15 protein-coding genes are annotated in these 19,494 nt (G+C 39.7%); 8 read left to right on the plus strand and 7 right to left on the minus strand.

Going from position 1 to position 19,494, the window contains the following annotated elements; translation table 11 throughout:
• Positions 1-280 precede the first annotated feature (280 nt).
• The 7 genes from BS333_RS05475 to BS333_RS05500 all read left to right on the plus strand — a co-directional run bounded on the left by BS333_RS05475 (position 281) and on the right by BS333_RS05500 (position 7,390).
• Positions 281-2,167: a sensor domain-containing diguanylate cyclase gene (locus tag BS333_RS05475; protein WP_227739153.1), complete on the plus strand. Its 1,887-nt coding sequence runs from the start codon at positions 281-283 to the stop codon at positions 2,165-2,167.
• Positions 2,168-2,172: 5 nt separating this feature from the next.
• Positions 2,173-2,343 (plus strand): hypothetical protein, encoded by a 171-nt coding sequence (locus tag BS333_RS22025; RefSeq protein ID WP_021711721.1) that lies wholly within the window; start codon positions 2,173-2,175, stop codon positions 2,341-2,343.
• Positions 2,344-2,634: 291 nt separating this feature from the next.
• Positions 2,635-3,435, plus strand: a complete 801-nt coding sequence (locus BS333_RS05480; protein ID WP_101903863.1) for a protein kinase family protein — start codon at positions 2,635-2,637, stop codon at positions 3,433-3,435.
• 6 nt (positions 3,436-3,441) lie between these two features.
• A complete protein-coding gene (locus BS333_RS05485) occupies positions 3,442-4,185 on the plus strand; it encodes a PP2C family protein-serine/threonine phosphatase (RefSeq protein WP_021710866.1) in 744 nt (247 codons plus the stop codon).
• A gap of 390 nt (positions 4,186-4,575) precedes the next feature.
• Positions 4,576-5,442 (plus strand): hypothetical protein, encoded by an 867-nt coding sequence (locus BS333_RS05490; protein ID WP_227739175.1) that lies wholly within the window; start codon positions 4,576-4,578, stop codon positions 5,440-5,442.
• On the plus strand, positions 5,435-6,172 hold the full coding sequence (locus tag BS333_RS05495) for a hypothetical protein (protein ID WP_021710864.1): 738 nt from the start codon (positions 5,435-5,437) through the stop codon (positions 6,170-6,172). Before BS333_RS05490 ends, BS333_RS05495 begins: the two co-directional genes overlap by 8 nt.
• Positions 6,173-6,421: 249 nt before the next feature.
• Positions 6,422-7,390 carry a hypothetical protein gene (locus tag BS333_RS05500; protein WP_021710863.1) on the plus strand — a complete coding sequence of 323 codons (969 nt, stop codon included), beginning with the start codon at positions 6,422-6,424 and terminating at the stop codon, positions 7,388-7,390.
• Between the two features lie 358 nt (positions 7,391-7,748).
• On the opposite strand, the gene cydC is transcribed toward BS333_RS05500, so the two are convergent.
• The 4 genes from cydC to BS333_RS05520 form a co-directional block, all read right to left on the minus strand.
• The gene (gene cydC / locus BS333_RS05505) at positions 7,749-9,470 is read right to left on the minus strand and encodes a heme ABC transporter ATP-binding protein/permease CydC (protein WP_021710862.1); all 1,722 of its coding nucleotides are present in this window, start codon (positions 9,468-9,470) and stop codon (positions 7,749-7,751) included.
• Positions 9,463-11,250, minus strand: a complete 1,788-nt coding sequence (gene cydD / locus BS333_RS05510; RefSeq protein ID WP_021710861.1) for a heme ABC transporter permease/ATP-binding protein CydD — start codon at positions 11,248-11,250, stop codon at positions 9,463-9,465. Before cydD ends, cydC begins: the two co-directional genes overlap by 8 nt.
• Positions 11,251-11,353: 103 nt before the next feature.
• Positions 11,354-12,313 (minus strand): thioredoxin-disulfide reductase, encoded by a 960-nt coding sequence (gene trxB / locus BS333_RS05515; RefSeq protein ID WP_021710860.1) that lies wholly within the window; start codon positions 12,311-12,313, stop codon positions 11,354-11,356.
• A gap of 245 nt (positions 12,314-12,558) precedes the next feature.
• Positions 12,559-13,383 carry a DUF2797 domain-containing protein gene (locus BS333_RS05520; protein WP_021710859.1) on the minus strand — a complete coding sequence of 275 codons (825 nt, stop codon included), beginning with the start codon at positions 13,381-13,383 and terminating at the stop codon, positions 12,559-12,561.
• A 290-nt stretch (positions 13,384-13,673) separates the two neighbouring features.
• On the opposite strand from BS333_RS05520, the gene BS333_RS05525 reads away from it, so the two are divergent.
• On the plus strand, positions 13,674-15,002 hold the full coding sequence (locus BS333_RS05525) for a GGDEF domain-containing protein (protein WP_021710858.1): 1,329 nt from the start codon (positions 13,674-13,676) through the stop codon (positions 15,000-15,002).
• Between the two features lie 170 nt (positions 15,003-15,172).
• Here BS333_RS05525 and BS333_RS05530 read toward each other — a convergent pair whose 3' ends face one another.
• From BS333_RS05530 to katE2, 3 genes are all read right to left on the minus strand, one after another.
• Positions 15,173-16,543 (minus strand): SLC13 family permease, encoded by a 1,371-nt coding sequence (locus BS333_RS05530; RefSeq protein WP_021710857.1) that lies wholly within the window; start codon positions 16,541-16,543, stop codon positions 15,173-15,175.
• 392 nt (positions 16,544-16,935) lie between these two features.
• Positions 16,936-17,520, minus strand: coding sequence for a SanA/YdcF family protein (locus BS333_RS05535; protein ID WP_021710856.1), 585 nt, complete (start codon positions 17,518-17,520; stop codon positions 16,936-16,938).
• Positions 17,521-18,052: 532 nt separating this feature from the next.
• The gene (katE2, locus tag BS333_RS05540; protein ID WP_021710855.1) at positions 18,053-19,489 is read right to left on the minus strand and encodes a catalase KatE2; all 1,437 of its coding nucleotides are present in this window, start codon (positions 19,487-19,489) and stop codon (positions 18,053-18,055) included.
• Positions 19,490-19,494 lie beyond the last annotated feature (5 nt).

A 19,494-nucleotide genomic window follows, 5' to 3' on the forward strand; every position in this document is an offset into this window, starting at 1 on the left:
ATATTAGATTGGATGAGAACGTTGTGGTGAAACACATTCTTTCTTTAAAGATGCTTGCCTTCCTCTTTTCTAAGTTAGCAACAAGTTGCGCTTGGAATAAGGTCGAGCATATTGTGATATTAGTTATCAAACCTCAGCTTGATACAAGGCAGCTTTTGCTAACTCGATCTCAGTACTTGAAGAGAGATAGGATCGCTGTTTCATGATCAGCTTGCGAAGTGTTTTAACTTTTTTCATTGTTTTATGCTCTTTGCTGCCTGCCTATTGGGTTGGGACAAGCATGATTCAGACTCATCAAGCTGATTTAATGGAGCAAAAGAAAAGAAAATTAGAGAATGCCAATCAAGGTATTAAAAATTCAGTTGCAGAAGATCTCTCTTTTATTGCTAACTTAACAAGTTGGTATTCCAAAGATCGTTTGTTAGTGCAGGCAATGGAAAATAGATTGTTATCTAGTGCTGTTTGGCAAATGTTAGCGAGCTTTGAAGGATTGGCAACCGACGTCAGTTCAGTATATGTCCTAGATAAAAACTGGCAGCCTATGTTTGAGACGAATGGTTCGATTTATCACATAGAAAACAGCCGCTTTTTGCAGAAGGTGAAAAAGAAAAAATCTGTTTATCAAGAAGGGAAAATACTTCATACCTCATACTTTAATGAAGGGTTGGTCAGTAATGGTGGGCAGAGTGGTATTGCTTTAGTCAGCCCACTCCTCCCTCTTATGCCATCAACAGGTACAAACTATGAATCTCAGGGGTACCTTGTTGTGTTGGTTGCATACAAAAACTTGGTTCAGCTTTCACAACGCTTTTTATATAAACAAGAATCACTCAGTTTTCACTATGGAAATTTAAGCCCAATAAGAGGTAATGAAACCAAGATTGTCAGTGATATTACCGTTAAAAATCGTAGCTTTATTGAACCTTTACAAGTCACCATGGTGTTGAATTTCTCTAATTATCTCAGGAATCAAGAGTTAGTTCAGTCGAAACATCACTTGAACAACTTTATCGTTGCCACACTGGTTATTACTTTGTGTATTGCTGTCTTAATCAGTCAGTGGTTAACGCAACCGATTCGTAAGATGGAATTGGTTGTGCGCAGCTTTGAGCATAATCAACCACAGAAGTTGAACCCTAAGCGATTTAAGTTTAAAGAGTTCGAGAGGCTAATGGATTTACTTGATTCCCTATGGCTTAGGTTGACGATTCATATGGATGAACTCGAAGTGCGTAACCGAGATCTGTATCAAGCCAATCAGCAGGTTCAACGCAGTAATGCACAACTGGCGGATTTTAATCAAGAGCTTGAACGGAGAGTTGCTGAACAGATGGCAGAGGTTCGTGCAAATTTATCTCGTGAAGAAGCACATAAAATAAAATTAATGAGCCTGATTAACTTTACTACAGGCCAAGCTGGGGTCGGGTATCACGCAATTCCGGAAATGATAAACTTAGGTCTTGAGCGCTTACTCCCGGGTACGGGTATGCATTTCAGTTTTCACAAGCAGTCCAGTTCTAAGGTGAAAACCATGTATGCTTCGAATGGGGGAGTGCTTGGTTATTTCGATTATGGCAATTATGTCATGAATGAAGAAGAACAAATTCTGCTTGAGCTTTTTAAAAAGCAACTTTATTCATGGCTGGAATTAGAGGATTTTGCTCGGCGAGATACATTAACTTGCTGCTTTAATCGCAAGGCTTTTGATGAAGATTACAAAGCAGCCTGCCAAGAAATAGTGAAAGGCAATTGGGGTATGATGGCAATCATAGTGATTGATCTCAATGGCCTCAAAGTACTCAATGATAATTATGGCCATGACCGAGGTGATGTGCTGATTGAACGGGCAACAAAAATCATTAAATCGGTCCTAAAGGAAGGCTTTGTATTGTATCGAATTGGTGGGGATGAATTTGCAATTATTGCCAGAGAGTTGGATACACTCACTTTAGTTTCAGTGATTGAAAAACTTGAGAGTGCGCAAAACAATAAATGGGTAGAGTTTTCTGGTAATACTCGATACCCGATTAAATTTTCAGTCGGTGGCGCATCAAGTGAGTGGGTACCATTGGATAATTTATTCTCTGTTGCTGATGAAGCAATGTATGAAAAGAAAAGGGAGTATTACTCAGCCACTTCTCAGGATCAAGGCGTTGTTTGTGACTAAACACCTTGTTTATCTGGCTTGAAGACTTTTTGTGGTTTGCGCAATCCAATGGCCCACACGCGAAAAGCGCCGCGATGGCCGAAGCGATTGCCCATGCAGTGATAGATGAAATCACGCAAAATGCTCAGGTCACAGTTGATGCTGGGAGTTCTGCAGGTAGCTATCAAATAGAATGATCACCACAGCTTAAAAAAATGATGTAAAGCACCCAAGTCGGGTGCTTTGTTGTAAGTGCAACATTATCTTACAATTAGTTTAATGGTATGTAGATGAGGTATTGATCTGGCTCATTAAATTATTTTAATAAAATCTGTATAAGTGTGAGTTGATAATGATTGAATATAATTTATCAATATCTTGTCGATTTATACTTATGGTTTGATTGTTATTTCATTTAGTAGAAATTATTACAAGTGAATACGATTATTCTTCTTTGATTTTGGTTGATTTCTAAAGTTGATTTATTAATGGAAAATAAAATAGTTAATGAGTTAAATGGCTATAAAATATTAGTTTTAAATAAACTAGGTTCTGGGGGCTTTGGCATGGTCCATAAGGTTTTTGCATATGGAAACTGTGAGCCATTAACAAAGATCTGTGCTCGAAAAATATATTCTCCATCTGGAAGCAATAATGATAGTGAAATAAAGGAAATAGCTGGATTAGAGCAGAGATTTGTTCAAGAAGCGACTATACAATATAAGCTAAGCCAAGAAAATTCAAAGTACATAGCACCGATAATTCACTTAGAATTAGATAAAAACCCACCATTCTTTTTCATGAAACTAGCAAAGGGTAACCTAGAGGACATGATTCAAAAGGGGATGGATGAAAAGTTAAAAAAGAAGGCAGTACTTGATATATTGCATGCCGTGAAATTCATACATGAAAACCGATATGTTCATAGAGATCTTAAACCTGCCAATATTCTATATTATGCTGACTTTACGTTTAAAATTACCGATTTTGGCTTAGTTAAAGACTTGAAAGAGGATAGAGCCACTTATCAAACTGACATTAGAATAAGTAAAATGGGAAGTGGTCGCTATGTAGATCCCGATGTTGTTAATAATAAAGAGAAATTTAATTTTCAAAGTGACATATACTCTATTGGTATGGTTATATTGGATATATATGGCGGAAAGGAAGCGCCTAGCTCTATTAAAAATATTACTGAAAAATGTACGAAACACTTTCAGTCAGACCGATATAATAATATTGATGAATTACTTGAAGATTTCAATTTGACAATAAATGAAATAGGGTAAAATTAAATGATTCAGTTACTAGAAGTAAGTAGTTTTAGCTATTCAAAGCCAATGAAGGTTGAAAATGAAGATTTTCTCTTACAGCCTATATACGATAGTCAATGTAATTTAGTTTTTGCGATAGCTGATGGTGTAGGGTCTATAGCTGGTGCGAGCAGCGCATCTAAAAGTGCAATCAAATCAGTCGAGAAGAGTGTAAGTGAAGGTAGTTTTTCAACTCAATCCGCCTTTAATTTAGCAAAGAAAAATATTAATGAGTTATCATTAATAGACAGCAACTTAGCTACGGCGGCTACAACACTAACAACTGTATATGTAACAAGTAAACAGATTATTATTGGACATGCAGGTGACTGTAGGGTTTATATAAAGAAAGGTAATAAATTAAAGCAGTTGACTAGAGATCACACTCGATACCAAGAAATGATAGAAGAAGGTGAGCATCCAGTCAAAAAAATTAATGAAAGAAAAGAAAGGTTATCCAGTGTTATAACAAAGGCATTATCATCTCAAATTGAATTAGACTATGAAATTACAGTGGTAAAAATAGATGAATTTATTGAAGATGGAACGCTGCTATTATCTATCATGTCTGATGGTGCTTATGATTATTGGCATCATAGGCCAAGGTTCTCGGATCTAACAATGTCAACACCCTCTGCATTTATAAATAGTTTGCGGAAAAGAATTGAACGAAGAGGGCCAAAAGATGATTACACCTGCATGAATGTTAAAGTTGAAATCAAATAAGATTATTACAAATCGTTAGGGATGGTTGTCTTAATTAGTTCTGTTTTACTGGGCTGATTGAGGCGAGATAGCTCAAACTTCGTCATTTAACTTTTCGACAACCTGATATTAATTGAATTGCAGATTGTATTAGGCGCCCTAATAGGGCGCTTTTTTGTAAGCAAGTAACAGAAAATGTATGAAAATGTGACTTTTTGGATAGAAAGAATTTATCGAGACGATTAATTATCTGTTTTGCGGCGAAGTATACAGAGTGCAATACTACGCATTGAGGTAGAAGATTTTTAGGTAAGTTCATAAATTATTACTACTTAAAAATTTAATTAAACTTAAGGGAGCCCTATAAGTTATTGTCATGTAAAGCAATAAAGGCTTTCTTGAATATACAGAATGAATAACAAATTAATTACCTTAGGGATGTATATGGGTGTCAACTTTGATGTTGTGATTGCAAGCGATGATTACTCTGTAGACATGAATTCCGGACTTGACACGCTTAAAGGGGCTTCAGAAGCTACCCGTCAGATTGCAACTGCAATTCTTGAGCAACGAGTACCAGAGAGGCTATCGAGTGAAAGTAAAGTTCGTACAAACTTAAAGAGAAGTTTTAAAGGCTCTTTTGGTCAGCAATTTTCTCTTGATATCTACGATAATGATATACAAAAGCGATTCAATAAGATCGGTAAGAAAGTATTTACTGAGTTGCTTGCATATTTTATAAATGAGGCATTGTATCAAGAGAGCCCTGAATTATCTGACAAGGCGAAAAAAGAACTGAAATCTCTTGGGACTCAACTGGAAGAAAAACTGATTAAGCAACTTCAAAAAAGCTCTCTTGATCATTTGCACACGGCGTCTAACAACTTTAATCATGATGTGAAACTTAGGTATAGGCAAAGTAAGAATACACAAAAAACCTTAGTGAAAGTTGATCGTGCAACATATGCTACGTTAAAACCACGAACGGACAAAGTTCAAAGAAATATAATAGCAAGTATTACTCGCCTCAATATCAATACAGGTAATGGCCGGCTTCAAATTCATGGTTCAGATGAAACAGTCGCATTTGGATTTTCTGCAACTAAGAAGTATCGAGAGCTTAAAATTGCATCAAAAACCCCATTCTCAGAAAACTTGCATACAAATAATGGCAAACCAACAGAAGAATGGGAAACTCTGAAGCTTATGGTTCATACGCATAATACAAATACTGGCCGGATTATTAAATATATTATTGAAGGTATAATCGATGATTAATAGGTATTCTATTACAGCTGTGGTATTGATGGCTGTTGTAGTTGCTTCTTACATAGTGCATTTTTATTTCAACTTAGGTTATCCAGTCTCAAATAAGCCATCTGATTGGGTGGATTTTAGTGATTTCTTTAATGGTTTAGTTAGTCCGCTACTTAGTTTTGTATCTATAGTATTGTTAATTCAATCTTTGAATTTGCAGAATCAGGCAAATAAAGAGTTAAGGGAGCAAGTGCAAATAAATCATAAGAATGAATGTCTAAGATCATTTGAAACTTACTTTTTTGGCTTGATTGAAGCACAAAGGGCTTCTTTTTCTAACTTTGAGTTGAAGTTTGACGAAAGTGAAGATGTAAAAAAATTAAAAGGGGTGTACGCTATTCGTGAACTCGAAGATAGAATTGAAGCTTTGCGTGTATGTGGTACTCAAGATGCAGAAATACAAGACATGTTAGAAAGGCTTGACCAAGATGAGCATATTTATAATACGGTTAGAGTTTTCTATAATATTGTCAAAATGATTACAGAAAGACTTAGCGATGTAAATCAGTTTGATGAAAATCTAAGAAGCACTCAGTTTCAGACACTTATCAGCTTTACGGAGTTTTCTCAGTTGAGGTTGGTTATGATTTGTATGCAATTTATGGAGTACCCCTCCGCTAGATACTTAAGGGAAGAGAAAGCTTTCATGTCTGTATTAGAAAGCTTGGGTGGAGGTGCGAACCATTATTAGCTCTTTTATTCTTAATGGGATATATAAATTTAAATACTTTTTTCGGTGGTGCTAACGGGAATCTGAATAAGTTCGAAGTGCTAGCTAAAAACACGGTCGTCACTATGACTAATTGTTTCTTCTACTAAATCAAATCTACACCTGACTTGTCAGAGTCTAGATTTCTGTTTTTATTTTATGAGCTGGTAGCATAATATAAGGAAAAGGAATGTTTTAATTGTCTAATAATGTTAAATGTAAAGGAATTTTATGAATCAGTCTGTTGTAAATCCATATTTATCAGGTGATGATCAGGTATCAAAAAAATACCGTGAAATGCTATATTCTTGTTTGGATATATTAGATGATTATGCAACTCCTACTCAACTTCGAAAGTTAAAGAAAGAGTTGCAATTAGGAGGATCAACTTTTAATGAAGCTAAGTTTTTACAAGCTGCTTGTGAAACATCAGTCGCAGCATCTATTGCTTCTTCTTTTCCTCAAACTTTCGTCTATGAACCTAAGCTAAATCCACCATCAGATGTAGATTGCTCTTTTAGTTACAATGGCTTTAAATTTAACATAGAAGTTAAATGTCCGGATTTTACCAAGGCGCATGCTCAGCAAGAACGAAATACCTTTAATATTGGGGCTTTTGGAAGAATGCCCGAATTTAAAGATACTGCCAAAATGTTATCTGATTTATTTGAAAGTAAGGGTAATGCTTTTGAGGTTCAGCCTCATATGGATAATAAACTGAAAGATTATTTGTTGTCTGCCCAAAAAAAATTTTCCAGTGAAGTAAAATCAAAAGAGCTGAACGTACTATTAGTTTGTTGCGATACAGCAATGGATATGCAGAAATGGTTTCATTATATGTATGGTATGCAGGGCTTGTTGACCCCTGAGTCTTTTTATAACCCCCTAGAGTATGAACGAGTTGACGTAGTGATACTTACCAATCTATACCATAGGCACTATTCATATAAAGATAAATTAAAAATAGAGGACCATTGGTCTTTTGGGAAAGCATTTAATCTGATTTTTAAAAATCGTAGTCTTAACAAAGGTAAGGATGAAGTAATTTGGGCTCTTGTCGATACAATACCTAACTTTTCACGTGAAATAGTCGATTATTTATCAAGCCTTCAAGAGATAGAAAAGCATTTTGCAATTCCAATGTTTGTAAGAAGTAAATTAAATGCAGATAAGCAGTGTTATTTTGAACCAAAAACATAATAGAGCTTAAGTGTTCTCTACCTTTAATAATATCTATCACTTTGAAAGGATAGAAGCGAAGCTCTAGTGTATTTGTGTTCAGTAAATTCTCAAGTTGAATTTTACTCGTAGCACTTTCTAAAAATTGGCGACATTTACCTAGTGTCGCCACTTTGTCGCCATTTAAATTACAAGTCTTGTTTAAGTTATTGTTCTATATGGTAAAAATTTCAATTGTTAGAAAAAGGGCGTTTTATCTGCTTGGACAAGCGGTTGAAACCGAATAGGAGTAACACTGATGTTCTTGGCGCGATTCTGTCATGTTTCACAGAATCGGCGCCTTAAATAAACATAGCCGATTAAGGCTTCTGTAGAAAAGTTATATCGACTGTAGAAGTTGGAAATAACGCCCTTGCTGAGCAACTAAATCTTGATGAGAGCCATGCTCGACAATTTCTCCTTGTTCCATAAGGCAAATGGTATCCATACTTTCTAGCTCAATTAAACGGTGAGTAATAAACACAACGGTTTTATTAGCAAAATGCTGGCTAAATAATGCCATGATTGTTTTCTCAGTTTGTTTATCCAACCCTTCTGTCGGTTCATCAAGTAGTAGTATTGGAGCATCACGTAATAAAGCACGTGCGATACCAATACGGCGTTTTTCACCACCAGAAAGTTGGCGACCACCATCGCCTAACCAAGCATCTAAGCCAGGTTCGGCTAATAAGTTCCCCAATTCCACTTTGTTTAATACATCGGATAGCTCTTCATCATTGGCATTAGGGGCTGCCATGAGGAGGTTATCACGTAATGTGCCGTTGAGAACGTCCACTCTTTGGCTCACAACGGTCATTGCTGCTCGAAGGTCAGATTCACTCCAGCTTTGCAAAGGGTTTTGACCAAGCGTAATTTCGCCTTGATTAACATCCCAGTAGCGGCACAGCAACTGGATAAGCGTTGATTTTCCAGAGCCCGTTTGTCCGACAATGGCAGTTTTAGAACCTACTGGAAGTGAAAGAGACACATCCTTGAGCACTTGCAATTGACCATCTGGATAAGTAAACCCAATATTGTCAAAACGAATGTCCAGAGGCGCATCTTGATGCATTGAACGCTCTGGGAAAACCAAATCTGGCTCAGTGAGGATCACTTCATTAAGGCGGCGAGCAGACGTTAAAGTCTGACCTAAGAACTGAAAAGCTCCAGCAATAGGCATCAGAATTTCAAAACTGGCCATGGTGGCAAAAGCGAACAATGCGATAAAAGGGTCTGGGGCTCTTCCACCAACACCATCAGCAGCAAACCAAATCATAATAATCAGAGTTAGGCCATTGACGAAAATCAACAAGCCAGAAGCTAAACCCGTTAAGTGGGCGTTAATAAATTGATTTTCAAACAGTTTCGCTTGTTTTTCTTGGATAGCTTTACGGTAACGTGACTCCGCACCAAATAAACAAAGTTCACTATAGCCTTGTAACCAGTCAAGCGTAGCGACACGAAGTTGCGCTTTATTTTGGGTTAGGTGTTCACCATTATGTTTGCCTAGTTTATAGAATAAAACGGGCCAAACGAGTAACACAACCGAGAGAATTCCTCCAAGTAACAGCGCAAGGTGCCAGTCAAAAAAGGCGAGGGCAGCGGTCAGGGAAAGGATACCAAAAACACCGATAATGACAGGGCTGATAAGCCTGAGGTAAACATGATCCATCGCATCGACATCGGCGACTAAGCGATTCAAAATATCAGCGTCACGCAGCGTGGATAAACGCCCCGGAATCAAAGGTGCTAGCTTTTTAAAGAAGAAAATACGCAGGTCAGTCAGCAGTTTGAATGTTGCGTTGTGGCTGACAACACGCTCCCCCCAGCGACCAGCGGTACGGGCCATGGCGGCACCTCGAACCCCAGCGCCTGGCAACATATAATTAAAGGTTTCTCTAGCAATAGTGAGACCCACGATGGCCGAGGCAGAAATAAACCAGCCAGATAAAGTGAGCAAACCGATAGAAGCGGCTAGGGTTAGGAAACCTAACAGCATACCGAGAGATAAACCAAACCAATGTTTCTTATACAGTTTTAAGTAAGGGAGTAAATCACGCATCTAAGTTCCCCTTATCTGATTCACGTTGAGCTAAATTTGCTTCGAGCATATCTTTAAACAACCCCTCATGGGAGGACAAAGTGTCATAGTCTCCACTTTGAACAATGAGACCATCTTGCATCACTAATATTTGCTCGACATGACGAAGTGGAGCAAGCTGATGAGTAACCAAAAGGTGAGTGGTTGAATGGATGTATTTATTGATCCCCTCCATCACCAGCTTTTCACTGCGCGCATCTAAACTGGCAGTAGGCTCATCTAATAACCAGAATTGGCCATTTTGCAGCATGGCTCTTGCTAGTGCGATACGTTGTGCTTGCCCAACCGACAGTCCACCTGAACGATCTGAGATGGTGTAATCTAAGCCATGAACATCGACAAACTCTGACGCATGAGCGTTGTTTAATGCATCATGTACTTGCTGTTCATTGATTTGATGTTTACCAAGCGTCACGTTTTCGTAAATGGTTCCATGCAATAGCATTGGGTTTTGGCCAATCCAACTGATAGCTTGACGCCACGATGCCAGATCTAATTCTTTCAGTTCACAACCATTAATGGTTAAGCTTCCTTCATAAGGCATAAACCCAAGTATGGTATTGATAAGGCTTGTTTTCCCTGCGCCGCTTGGACCAACTAAGGCCGTACTTTGATTGGCTTTTAAGGAAAACGTTAAAGGTCCAGCGAGACGATGCCCTTCTGTGCTAAAGATCACCAGATCGGTGGCATCAATGTGTATGGATGTTTTGTCTTCTAATAATCGCGAACCTGCTTTCATTTGTTGCACATCGAGTTCTAAAAATTCCACGATACTCTCCGCAGCGCCGACCGCTTGTTGACGAGCGTGATAGTAGGTGCCTAGATCGCGAAGGGGTTGATAAAACTCAGGGGCTAAAATGAGAATAAACAAACCAGAAAACAGAGTGATGCCAGCGCCATAGTAGCCAAAGTTGAGTTCTCCAATGTAGCTGAAACCAAAATAAACCGCAGTAATAGCGATAGAAATTGAAGTAAAGAACTCTAAAACAGCCGAAGATAGAAACGCAATCTTTAAGACATCCATGGTTCGTTTACGGAAGACTTCCGAAGCACCAGTAAGATGGGTGGCTTCTGCTTTTGTTCTATCAAAAAGTCGTATTGTTGTCATTGCTTGAAGGCGATCATAGAAGTGGCCCGACAAGCGTTGCATGGCTTTAAAATTCTTACGGTTAGCATCGGCGGCTTTCATTCCGACTAATGCCATGAACATAGGCACTAACGGGGCCGTGATAAGAAAAATAAGTCCTGCTGCCCAGTTGACTGGAAAAACAACCACTAAAATAATAAAAGGAACGAGAACAGAGAGTGACATTTGCGGTAGATATCGAGCAAAGAAATCTTGCATATTATCGACTTGCTCTAAGATAAGCGTTGCCCAGCTTCCAGCTGGTTTGCCTTTGATATAAGCCGGCCCTAATTCGCGGAGCTTGTCTAATATGAGTTGGCGGATATAAACACGAATTTGCTCACCACAGCGGTAGCCAGCGATTTCACGCCCCCATGTACAGACAGCACGCCCTATTACCGTAAAGCCTAACCCAACAAAGTGCCAGATAAGTTCATTTTTATCAGTATGTTCGATAATTAAATGGTGCAGAATAGAAGCGAGCAGAGCGGCTTGAACCAATAGAAAAACGCTTGATAAAACACCAAGACCAATTGCAACCATGAGCCAGCGTTTTGCAAGCTTACTCTGTTGCTTAAGCCATTTATTTAAACGGCTGTGCTTTTTCTTATCCATTGTGAAGGCTTAATGATAATAGTTTTAATGGAGCAGTAGTATACAAAAGAAAACCCAGCGGGAATACTGCTGGGCTTTAAGGAAATGAAACAAAATTGGAAAGTTATTTATCACTAAGTGCATCTAGGAAGCGTTCTGCATCTAACGCTGCCATACAACCTGTCCCGGCTGATGTGATGGCTTGACGGTAATTATGATCCATTACGTCACCTGCAGCGAAAACACCTTCGATACTGGTCTGTGTTGCATTGCCTTCCAAGCCAGATTTAACGACGATGTATCCGTCTTTCATTTCTAACTGCTCTGCAAAGATTTGAGTGTTTGGCTGGTGGCCGATGGCAATGAATGCACCCATGACTTCTAAATCTTCGGTAACATTACTGCCCACTTCCTTGATGCGTACACCCGTGACTCCCATATCATCGCCGAGGACTTCATCCAGAGTGCGGTCGGTGTGAAGAATAATGTTACCATTCTCGACTTTGTCCATCAGACGTCGAATGAGGATCTTCTCCGCACGAAATGTGTCACGACGATGAATTAAATGAACTTCAGATGCGATGTTAGACAGGTAAAGGGCTTCTTCGACAGCCGTGTTACCACCACCGACAACGGCTACTTTTTGATTACGATAGAAGAAGCCGTCACAAGTTGCACACGCAGAGACACCGCGCCCCTTAAATGCTTCTTCCGATTCTAGGCCTAAGTACTTAGCAGATGCGCCTGTTGAGATGATGAGTGCATCACAAGTGTATTCACCAGAATCACCTTTTAAGCGGAATGGACGTTGAGAAAGTTCCACTTCGTTGATGTGATCAAAGACGATTTCAGTCTCGAATCGTTCGGCATGTTCTTTCATGCGTTCCATTAGGGCTGGGCCAGTAAGACCTTCAGCATCACCTGGCCAGTTTTCTACTTCAGTCGTTGTGGTTAATTGACCGCCTTGTTGCATCCCTGTGACCAAAACTGGATTTAAGTTTGCACGCGCCGCATAAACTGCAGCCGTGTAACCCGCCGGACCTGATCCTAGAATGAGTAATTTACAGTGTTTTATGTCGCTCATTATGTCTCCAAAGGGGACTGAATATTTACTTCGATTGTAAGAAAAACCACTATGTTTTTAAAGTAGAAGTATCGCCTTAGTTAAGAAAATGTTGACTTATGCTTAGTGCTTTCTGACTCGAGCCTCTTGAGGTTATTTTGAGGTCACTCAGAGAGGTGCATAATAGTGTCGAGTTTTACAGGGTCATATCGTGATACGACCCATGCTTTAAGTATTACCACTTACTTTAGGCGTCGCTACTTACTTTAAGCGCTTAGCTCTACTTCGTATGATGTGAACTTTCTGATGTTAATGACACCGTTATCAAAAATTAAATACTGTCCTTTAATTCCTTGTAATATACCGCTCACTACTGGGTCTTTGTCAAAGTTATGAGAGGTGATTTTCGTTGGATGTTGTTGCACTGGGTAACTCAGGTGAGTCGTACTTTCATTCAGTACCTCAATGGCGTCTTCACCATACTTTTGCTTGATTTCAGCAATCGTGTCTTCTACGAGAGGCAGTAGCTGTGTAAAACGTTCATGAAGTTCAATAGGATCTCCATCACCTTTTAAGAGGGTTCGCCAGTTGGTCTTATCAGCAATATGCTTTGCAATTTCAACTTCGATTAAGCCTGAAATATGACGAGTTTTTACCTTGAAAATAGGTAAGCCTTGTGTGGCGCCTTGATCAATCCAACGTGTTGGAATTTGAGTATGTCTGGTGATCCCCACTTTTAAGCTTGAGGTATTGGAAAGGTACACATAATGATCGACTAAGCAGTTCTCTTCTCCCCACTTTGGCTCACGGCAGGTTCCTTGTTCATAATGGCATGTCTCTGGCTTCATGATGCACATATCACAACTGGCGAGCTTTTTCATACAGACAAAGCAGTGACCTTGTGAGTAACTCTTTTTGGTTTTTTTTCCGCACGAACAGCAGTGAATATTACCGGTATGAGTCAAGGTTAAAGTTTGGCCAAGGTATGGGGTAAGATCGATTTCTTCATCTCCAATAGGAAGACGGTATTGAAGCGTTTCATCAAGCGATGCACGCATTTTTTTTAAGGTGCCTTTTGCAACAATTGTCATGACATTACTCATTTATGTATTTTTTTAACAGTATACTTAAATAAGTTTATGACGCTACAGGAAAGCAAAGCCATCAATGGAACAGGATCGCTTCAAGCTTGTTGGTACTGTAATTCTGGTTTTGTGGTATCTTGGGTATTCGCAATGGGATGCTTTATGTATGAGCAAGCTTCAGGGTTGAAGAGGGTTAAATTTTATTTGTCATATTGATAGATAACTTTGTTTGAATATTAGTGATGCATTAAGTAAAGTCATCAGCCTGCTAACTGATGGTTATGGACCAGAGCAATATGAAGTGGATACATAAATTAGTTTTAGTGTTGTTAATCTTTACGGTTTCTTCTATCACATTGCACACTTTTTTTGGTGATAAACGTACGATAAATATCACGCCGACGCAGTATCATATTTTGCCGACTAATGATGGTGCGGTTGGAGGGGAAAGCCAGTCTTCAATCACATTTCAAAATAACCGAATTACTCTTCAATGTGACTTAAAAAAGAGCCAGTATGAATGGCCATACTGTGGTGTCTCTATTCCTATTAATCTCCAACATAAAGATAAAGGCTTAGATCTCTCCAATTACCATACTGTGCGCCTGAAATTGCGCTACATGACAAAAAATAATTCAACCAGTCCAAGTCTTAGGCTGTATCTCAAAAACTATAATCCTGCCTATTCTACATCAGGCGAAGAGTACACGCTTAAATACAATGGCATTCAATTTTATCCGCAAGCAAAAGCTGAAGTGATTGAAATCCCGATAGCGAATTTACAAGTGATGACTTGGTGGCTGAATGACAATGATGTCTCGATTGAACACTCTGCACCTGAATTTTCCAATGTTACTGTTATTGATATTGCAACAGGCGCAGATACGAGGCTGGGTGAGCATAAAATCATTATCGAGAAAATTGAATTTGTAGGTAAATACCTTGAGTTATCAACATTATTGTTTTTCTTACTCATTATGTGGATGGCTTTGGGAATGGGAGTGTCATTGTATGAAATGCGTAAAAGCAAAGTGGCCTACAGAAAAGCTCGTAGACGCCATCGACATTTAGAAAAAGTCAATAATAATCTGAGAGCACAAAACTTTCAGTTTGCGGAGCTTGCCCATCGTGATGCTCTAACCGGAGCAATGAATCGGCATGCAATTAAAGGCTGGTTGGATCAAAAAGTTCATAACGTTAAAGAAGGGGATAATGCATTTTCAATTCTTTATCTCGATGTGGATCGGTTTAAGTCAATCAATGATGTATTTGGCCATCTGATTGGAGACGACGTGCTTAGAGAGTTTGTTATGGTACTCTCAGACTCCATCACAGAAGAAGAGCGTTTAGTCCGCTGGGGGGGAGAAGAGTTTGTTGTTTTCTGTCCTAAGACCTCTCTTACTGAAGCAAAAAAAAGGGCAGAGCGACTAAGACGAAACGTTGAACAGCATCTGTGGGTACATGGCGAAAAGATGACGTGCAGTATCGGTGTTGCTCAAATGGGTAATGAACATTTGCCGGAAACTATGGCTCGTGCGGATGAAGCTTTATATCAGGCAAAGCGTAATGGGAGAAATAGAACAGAAGTACATTACGGCGGTGACTCTGTTGTAAAAGAAGGTTAACTTTTTCTCTATGATACCCAAGCCCTTGTTTGCAAAGTGCTTGGGTATCGATCTGTTTGAGTCTTTTGTTTTAGGCGAGCGCTGAACTTGTCGCTTGAAAATCTACGAATTAGAATTCACGCATCACAACTCGCGCATCATAACTTACGTCTCAAACCTTATAGAAACATTTACCAGAACAACCAACTAAATAGCGATAAAGCAATAATACAACCAATATTAAGTACCATCCCTATTCTCATCATTTCTTGTTGCTTAATATGGCCTGTACCAAACACAAGGGCATTAGGTGGTGTCGCAACAGGCAGCATAAAGGCACATGATGCGGCAACACCAATCAACACTGATAAAATAACAGGTGATAAGCCTAGTGCTTCTGCGATTGCTGCAAATAGTGGCACTAATAGAGCCGCACTGGCAGTATTACTTGCAAACTCAGTTAAAAACACCACAAATGTAACCACAGAAAGAATGGTAATGAACACACCTGCTTGTTGCAGAAAATCAGCGAGGCCATTTGCAAGAAAAACACTCGCCCCTGTCGCTTTTAGGACGTTACTCAAACAAATACCACCACCAAATAGAATGAGCACACCCCAGTCGGTTGTTTTTTCGATGTCTTTCCACTCAACGGAACGAGAGACAGCCAGTAGAAGAATCGCGCCAATAGCCACTAACGTATCAAACTTAGCAAACCCACCTAACATGGCATTGATAGGCTTACTGAAAATCCAGAATATAACCGTCAGTGCGAAGATGACCAAAGTAATTACTTTGCCACTCGTCCACTCAATTGGTTTGTGATTAAGTTCGAATTGATGGCTCAAATCTGGCTTCGTCATAGCGTATAAAATACACAATGTGATCGGCATCAAAATGAGAGAAATAGGTAAACCCAATCTCATCCAGCCCATAAAATCTAAGCCGACTTTGCTTGCTGCAATCGCGTTTGGTGGACTACCAACTAAGGTTGCGATACCCCCGATAGAAGCACTGTAAGCAATGCCTAATAAAACGAACAAAAATGTCTGATGGTCCTTCTCCGTATCCAGTTTACTCATAATACCAAGCACAAGCGGTAGCATCATGGCTGTAGTGGCAGTATTAGAGATCCACATTGACAAGCCAGCCGTCACACCAAATAGCAAGAATACGGCAACAGACATTCTTCCGCGGGCAATAAACAACACCTTATTGGCAATGGCTTGATCGAGCTTTTGTTTGTGCAGTGCCGCCGCTAAAGAGAACCCACCTAAAAATAAGAAGATAATGGGATTAGAGAAGTTACTCAATGCAGTTGGAGTATCAAATACACCGAAAAAGACAGCAAGTACAGGTATCAGTAGAGCGGTCACACTCACGTGAATAGCTTCCGTTAACCAAAGAACGGCAACAAAGACTAAAATAGAGAGTCCACTCACCACTTTTGGGTCGAATGGAAGAGTATTGAGTAAGGTGATAAACAGTAGAACATTGCAAATCAATATCATACTGTTTCGAGTGAAGAAGTTGTTCTTCAATGTCACAGCGAATGCGGTCATTTGGTACTCCTTTGCATTGCCTTGAGTTATTTTTTATTGGCAAAAAACGTATCGTTATTGAGGTCCAATTGCAGCAAAATGCCAGTTTCTGTCAGTAGAGGTACAGAATGAAAAATGAGTATAAACCCTACAGAATTACTGGATTTTGTGGCAATTTGGCTATATTGATGAAAGAAATGTTACTGAAGTTGTTAAATCCGAGTTGCTTTGTTTTTATGTGTAAATAAAAAAGTGTGATGTTAATAATTATAAATGGGTAGAAGATTACCCATTTATCTTAAAATCTTGACAGGAAATAAGAGAGCGGTTGCTTATTTTTGTTCAACAACAGTAAGGCTTTTCATGTGAATTATATACCCAGTTGACTTCAAGATGCTTGGTTTGGAGCGAGGTCACTTGAGTATAGGCTCTTGTGGACCAAGAAAGCGTGGTTGTGTGTCCATAATATAGAGATCCAAAAAGGCTTTCACCCGAGCCATCAATTCACGGATTCGCATACGGAGTTGCTGTTTCATATTTGTTGGGCCGGCAACAGCAAAGCACTGAGCATCAATTTGGTAAGCATTGGCAATAAACAGAGCACGCTCACAATGAAAGCGCTGAGTAACAATAAGGAAACGCTCTGAAGCAAAAATTTTCTTGGCTCGAACGATAGAGTCAAGTGTTCGAAAACCAGCATAATCAAGATGAATTTGAGCCTCTGGCACGCCTGCTTTTAGAAGATCGCGTTTCATTGTCCATGGCTCATTGTAGGAACGATGTGCATTGTCACCGCTGAGAAGAAATTGCTTCACTTTATCTTGCTGAAATAGGTCGATAGCGGAATTCATTCTATGGGTATAATAGGTGTTGAGGCTTTTGCCTATGTACTTGCTTGTGCCAAGAACGACAGCAACGTCATATTGAGGTACAGCGTCATAGGTTGTAAAAATATTATCTTTTGCCTGCTTCGCAATCCAGCGATCAATAGCCAACATGCTTAGAAATAAACCAACGAATAAGGTTAACAGAAACCAAGCTAGGTATTTTCCGAATGAGGTTACCTTGCTCTTTGACTTTGTACGAGAAATCAACGATTTTAAACGAGAAAAAAACAAAACGTTTAGTATCCTATGCTCACTATGTATATACCCAAGTTTGCCAAAGGTGCTTGGTTCAGCGATATCGCTCTCAATCTACCTTCTTGGTTACTTGTGCATACCCATCATATGCGATAAAAATCCAACTTGAGAGCCTTATTTATCATTATCACTCAATAACTTCAAGGTACTTTAACGTCAAGGCAGTTTAACTTCAAAACACTTGAACTTCTAAGCACTTCACTTTATGGAGTGTCGGGAGACCTTAGGTTACATGCTCACTAGCGAGATTTGATGGTTATGAAAGAACGCGAGCACGTTCTAGGTTATTTTTCCCATTACAATTAGCGTTATCGCTCCCAAAGGTCGTCTCGCTGAAAACGGCAGCTCGACGACACGGTTGAGTCTTTAATGATGATAATTGTTTAGGTCATCGATTGATGCTTAGCGCCATTTCTAACCCTTTACCGTAGGCCTCATCGGCTTGATAGGCGTGTTGGACATGGCGTTCTTTAATGAAATCTGGAACGCCTTCCATTGCACGAGCTGTGTTATCAAATAGCGTTTGGCGTTGTTCAGGGGTCATCAAGCGGAATAGGTCGCCCGCTTGACTGAAATAGTCTTTATCTGAACGATGATCATAATGCTCGGCATTACCTTCAATTTGCAATGGTGGTTCAGAGAAGTCAGGTTGTTCCGCCCACTCTTCTTGTGAGTTCGGCTCATAACCAATTGTGGAACCAAAATTGTTATCAACACGCATGGCACCATCTCGGTGATAACTATGAACAGGACAACGTGGCGCATTAACGGGTATTTGATGGTGATTCACACCTAAACGATAGCGCTGAGCATCACCGTATGCAAACAATCGACCTTGTAGCATTTTGTCCGGTGAGAAGCTAATACCCGGAACAACGGCTGCTGGGTTAAATGCTGATTGCTCAACTTCTGCGTAGAAGTTTTCTGGGTTGCGGTTTAATTCAAATTCACCGACAGGCATGAGAGGGTAATCTTTTTGTGACCAGACCTTGGTAAGATCGAACGGATTAAAGTTGACTGTATCAGCTTCCAATTCTGGCATAATCTGAATATACATCTTCCATTTGGGGAACTCATGACGTTCAATGGCTTCGTAGAGATCACGCTGGTGGCTTTCACGATCTTTACCAACAATAGATTCTGCTTCTTGATCAGTAAGGTTTTTGATGCCCTGTTGAGTTTTAAAGTGAAATTTTACCCAGTAACGCTCATTTTCTGCATTAATAAAGCTAAATGTGTGGCTACCAAAACCATGCATATGACGGTAAGAAGCGGGAATACCACGATCACTCATTACAATGGTGACCTGGTGGAAAGCTTCTGGTAAAGAGGTCCAAAAATCCCAATTGTTGGTAGCGCTACGCATATTAGTACGAGGATCGCGTTTTACCGCATGGTTGAGATCCGGAAACTTTAGCGGGTCACGTAAAAAAAATACTGGGGTATTATTACCTACCAAATCCCAGTTACCTTCCTCAGTATAAAACTTGAGTGCAAAGCCCCGAATATCGCGTTCTGCATCGGCGGCGCCACGTTCTCCTGCTACCGTCGTAAACCGTGCAAATAAATCGGTCTTTTTGCCGATATCAGAGAAAATTTTAGCGCGAGTGTACTGTGTAATATCGTGTGTCACGGTAAAGGTACCATAGGCACCAGAACCTTTGGCATGCATACGTCGTTCTGGTATCACCTCACGATCAAAATGTGCCAGTTTTTCAAGGAACCAGACATCTTGAAGTAATTGAGGGCCACGAGGGCCAGCAGTCATTACATTTTGGTTATGCGCGACAGGGCAACCTGCAGCGGTAGTCAGTTTCTTACTCATATGCT

It is taken from the genome of Vibrio azureus, assembly GCF_002849855.1.
Lineage (GTDB): Bacteria > Pseudomonadota > Gammaproteobacteria > Enterobacterales > Vibrionaceae > Vibrio > Vibrio azureus.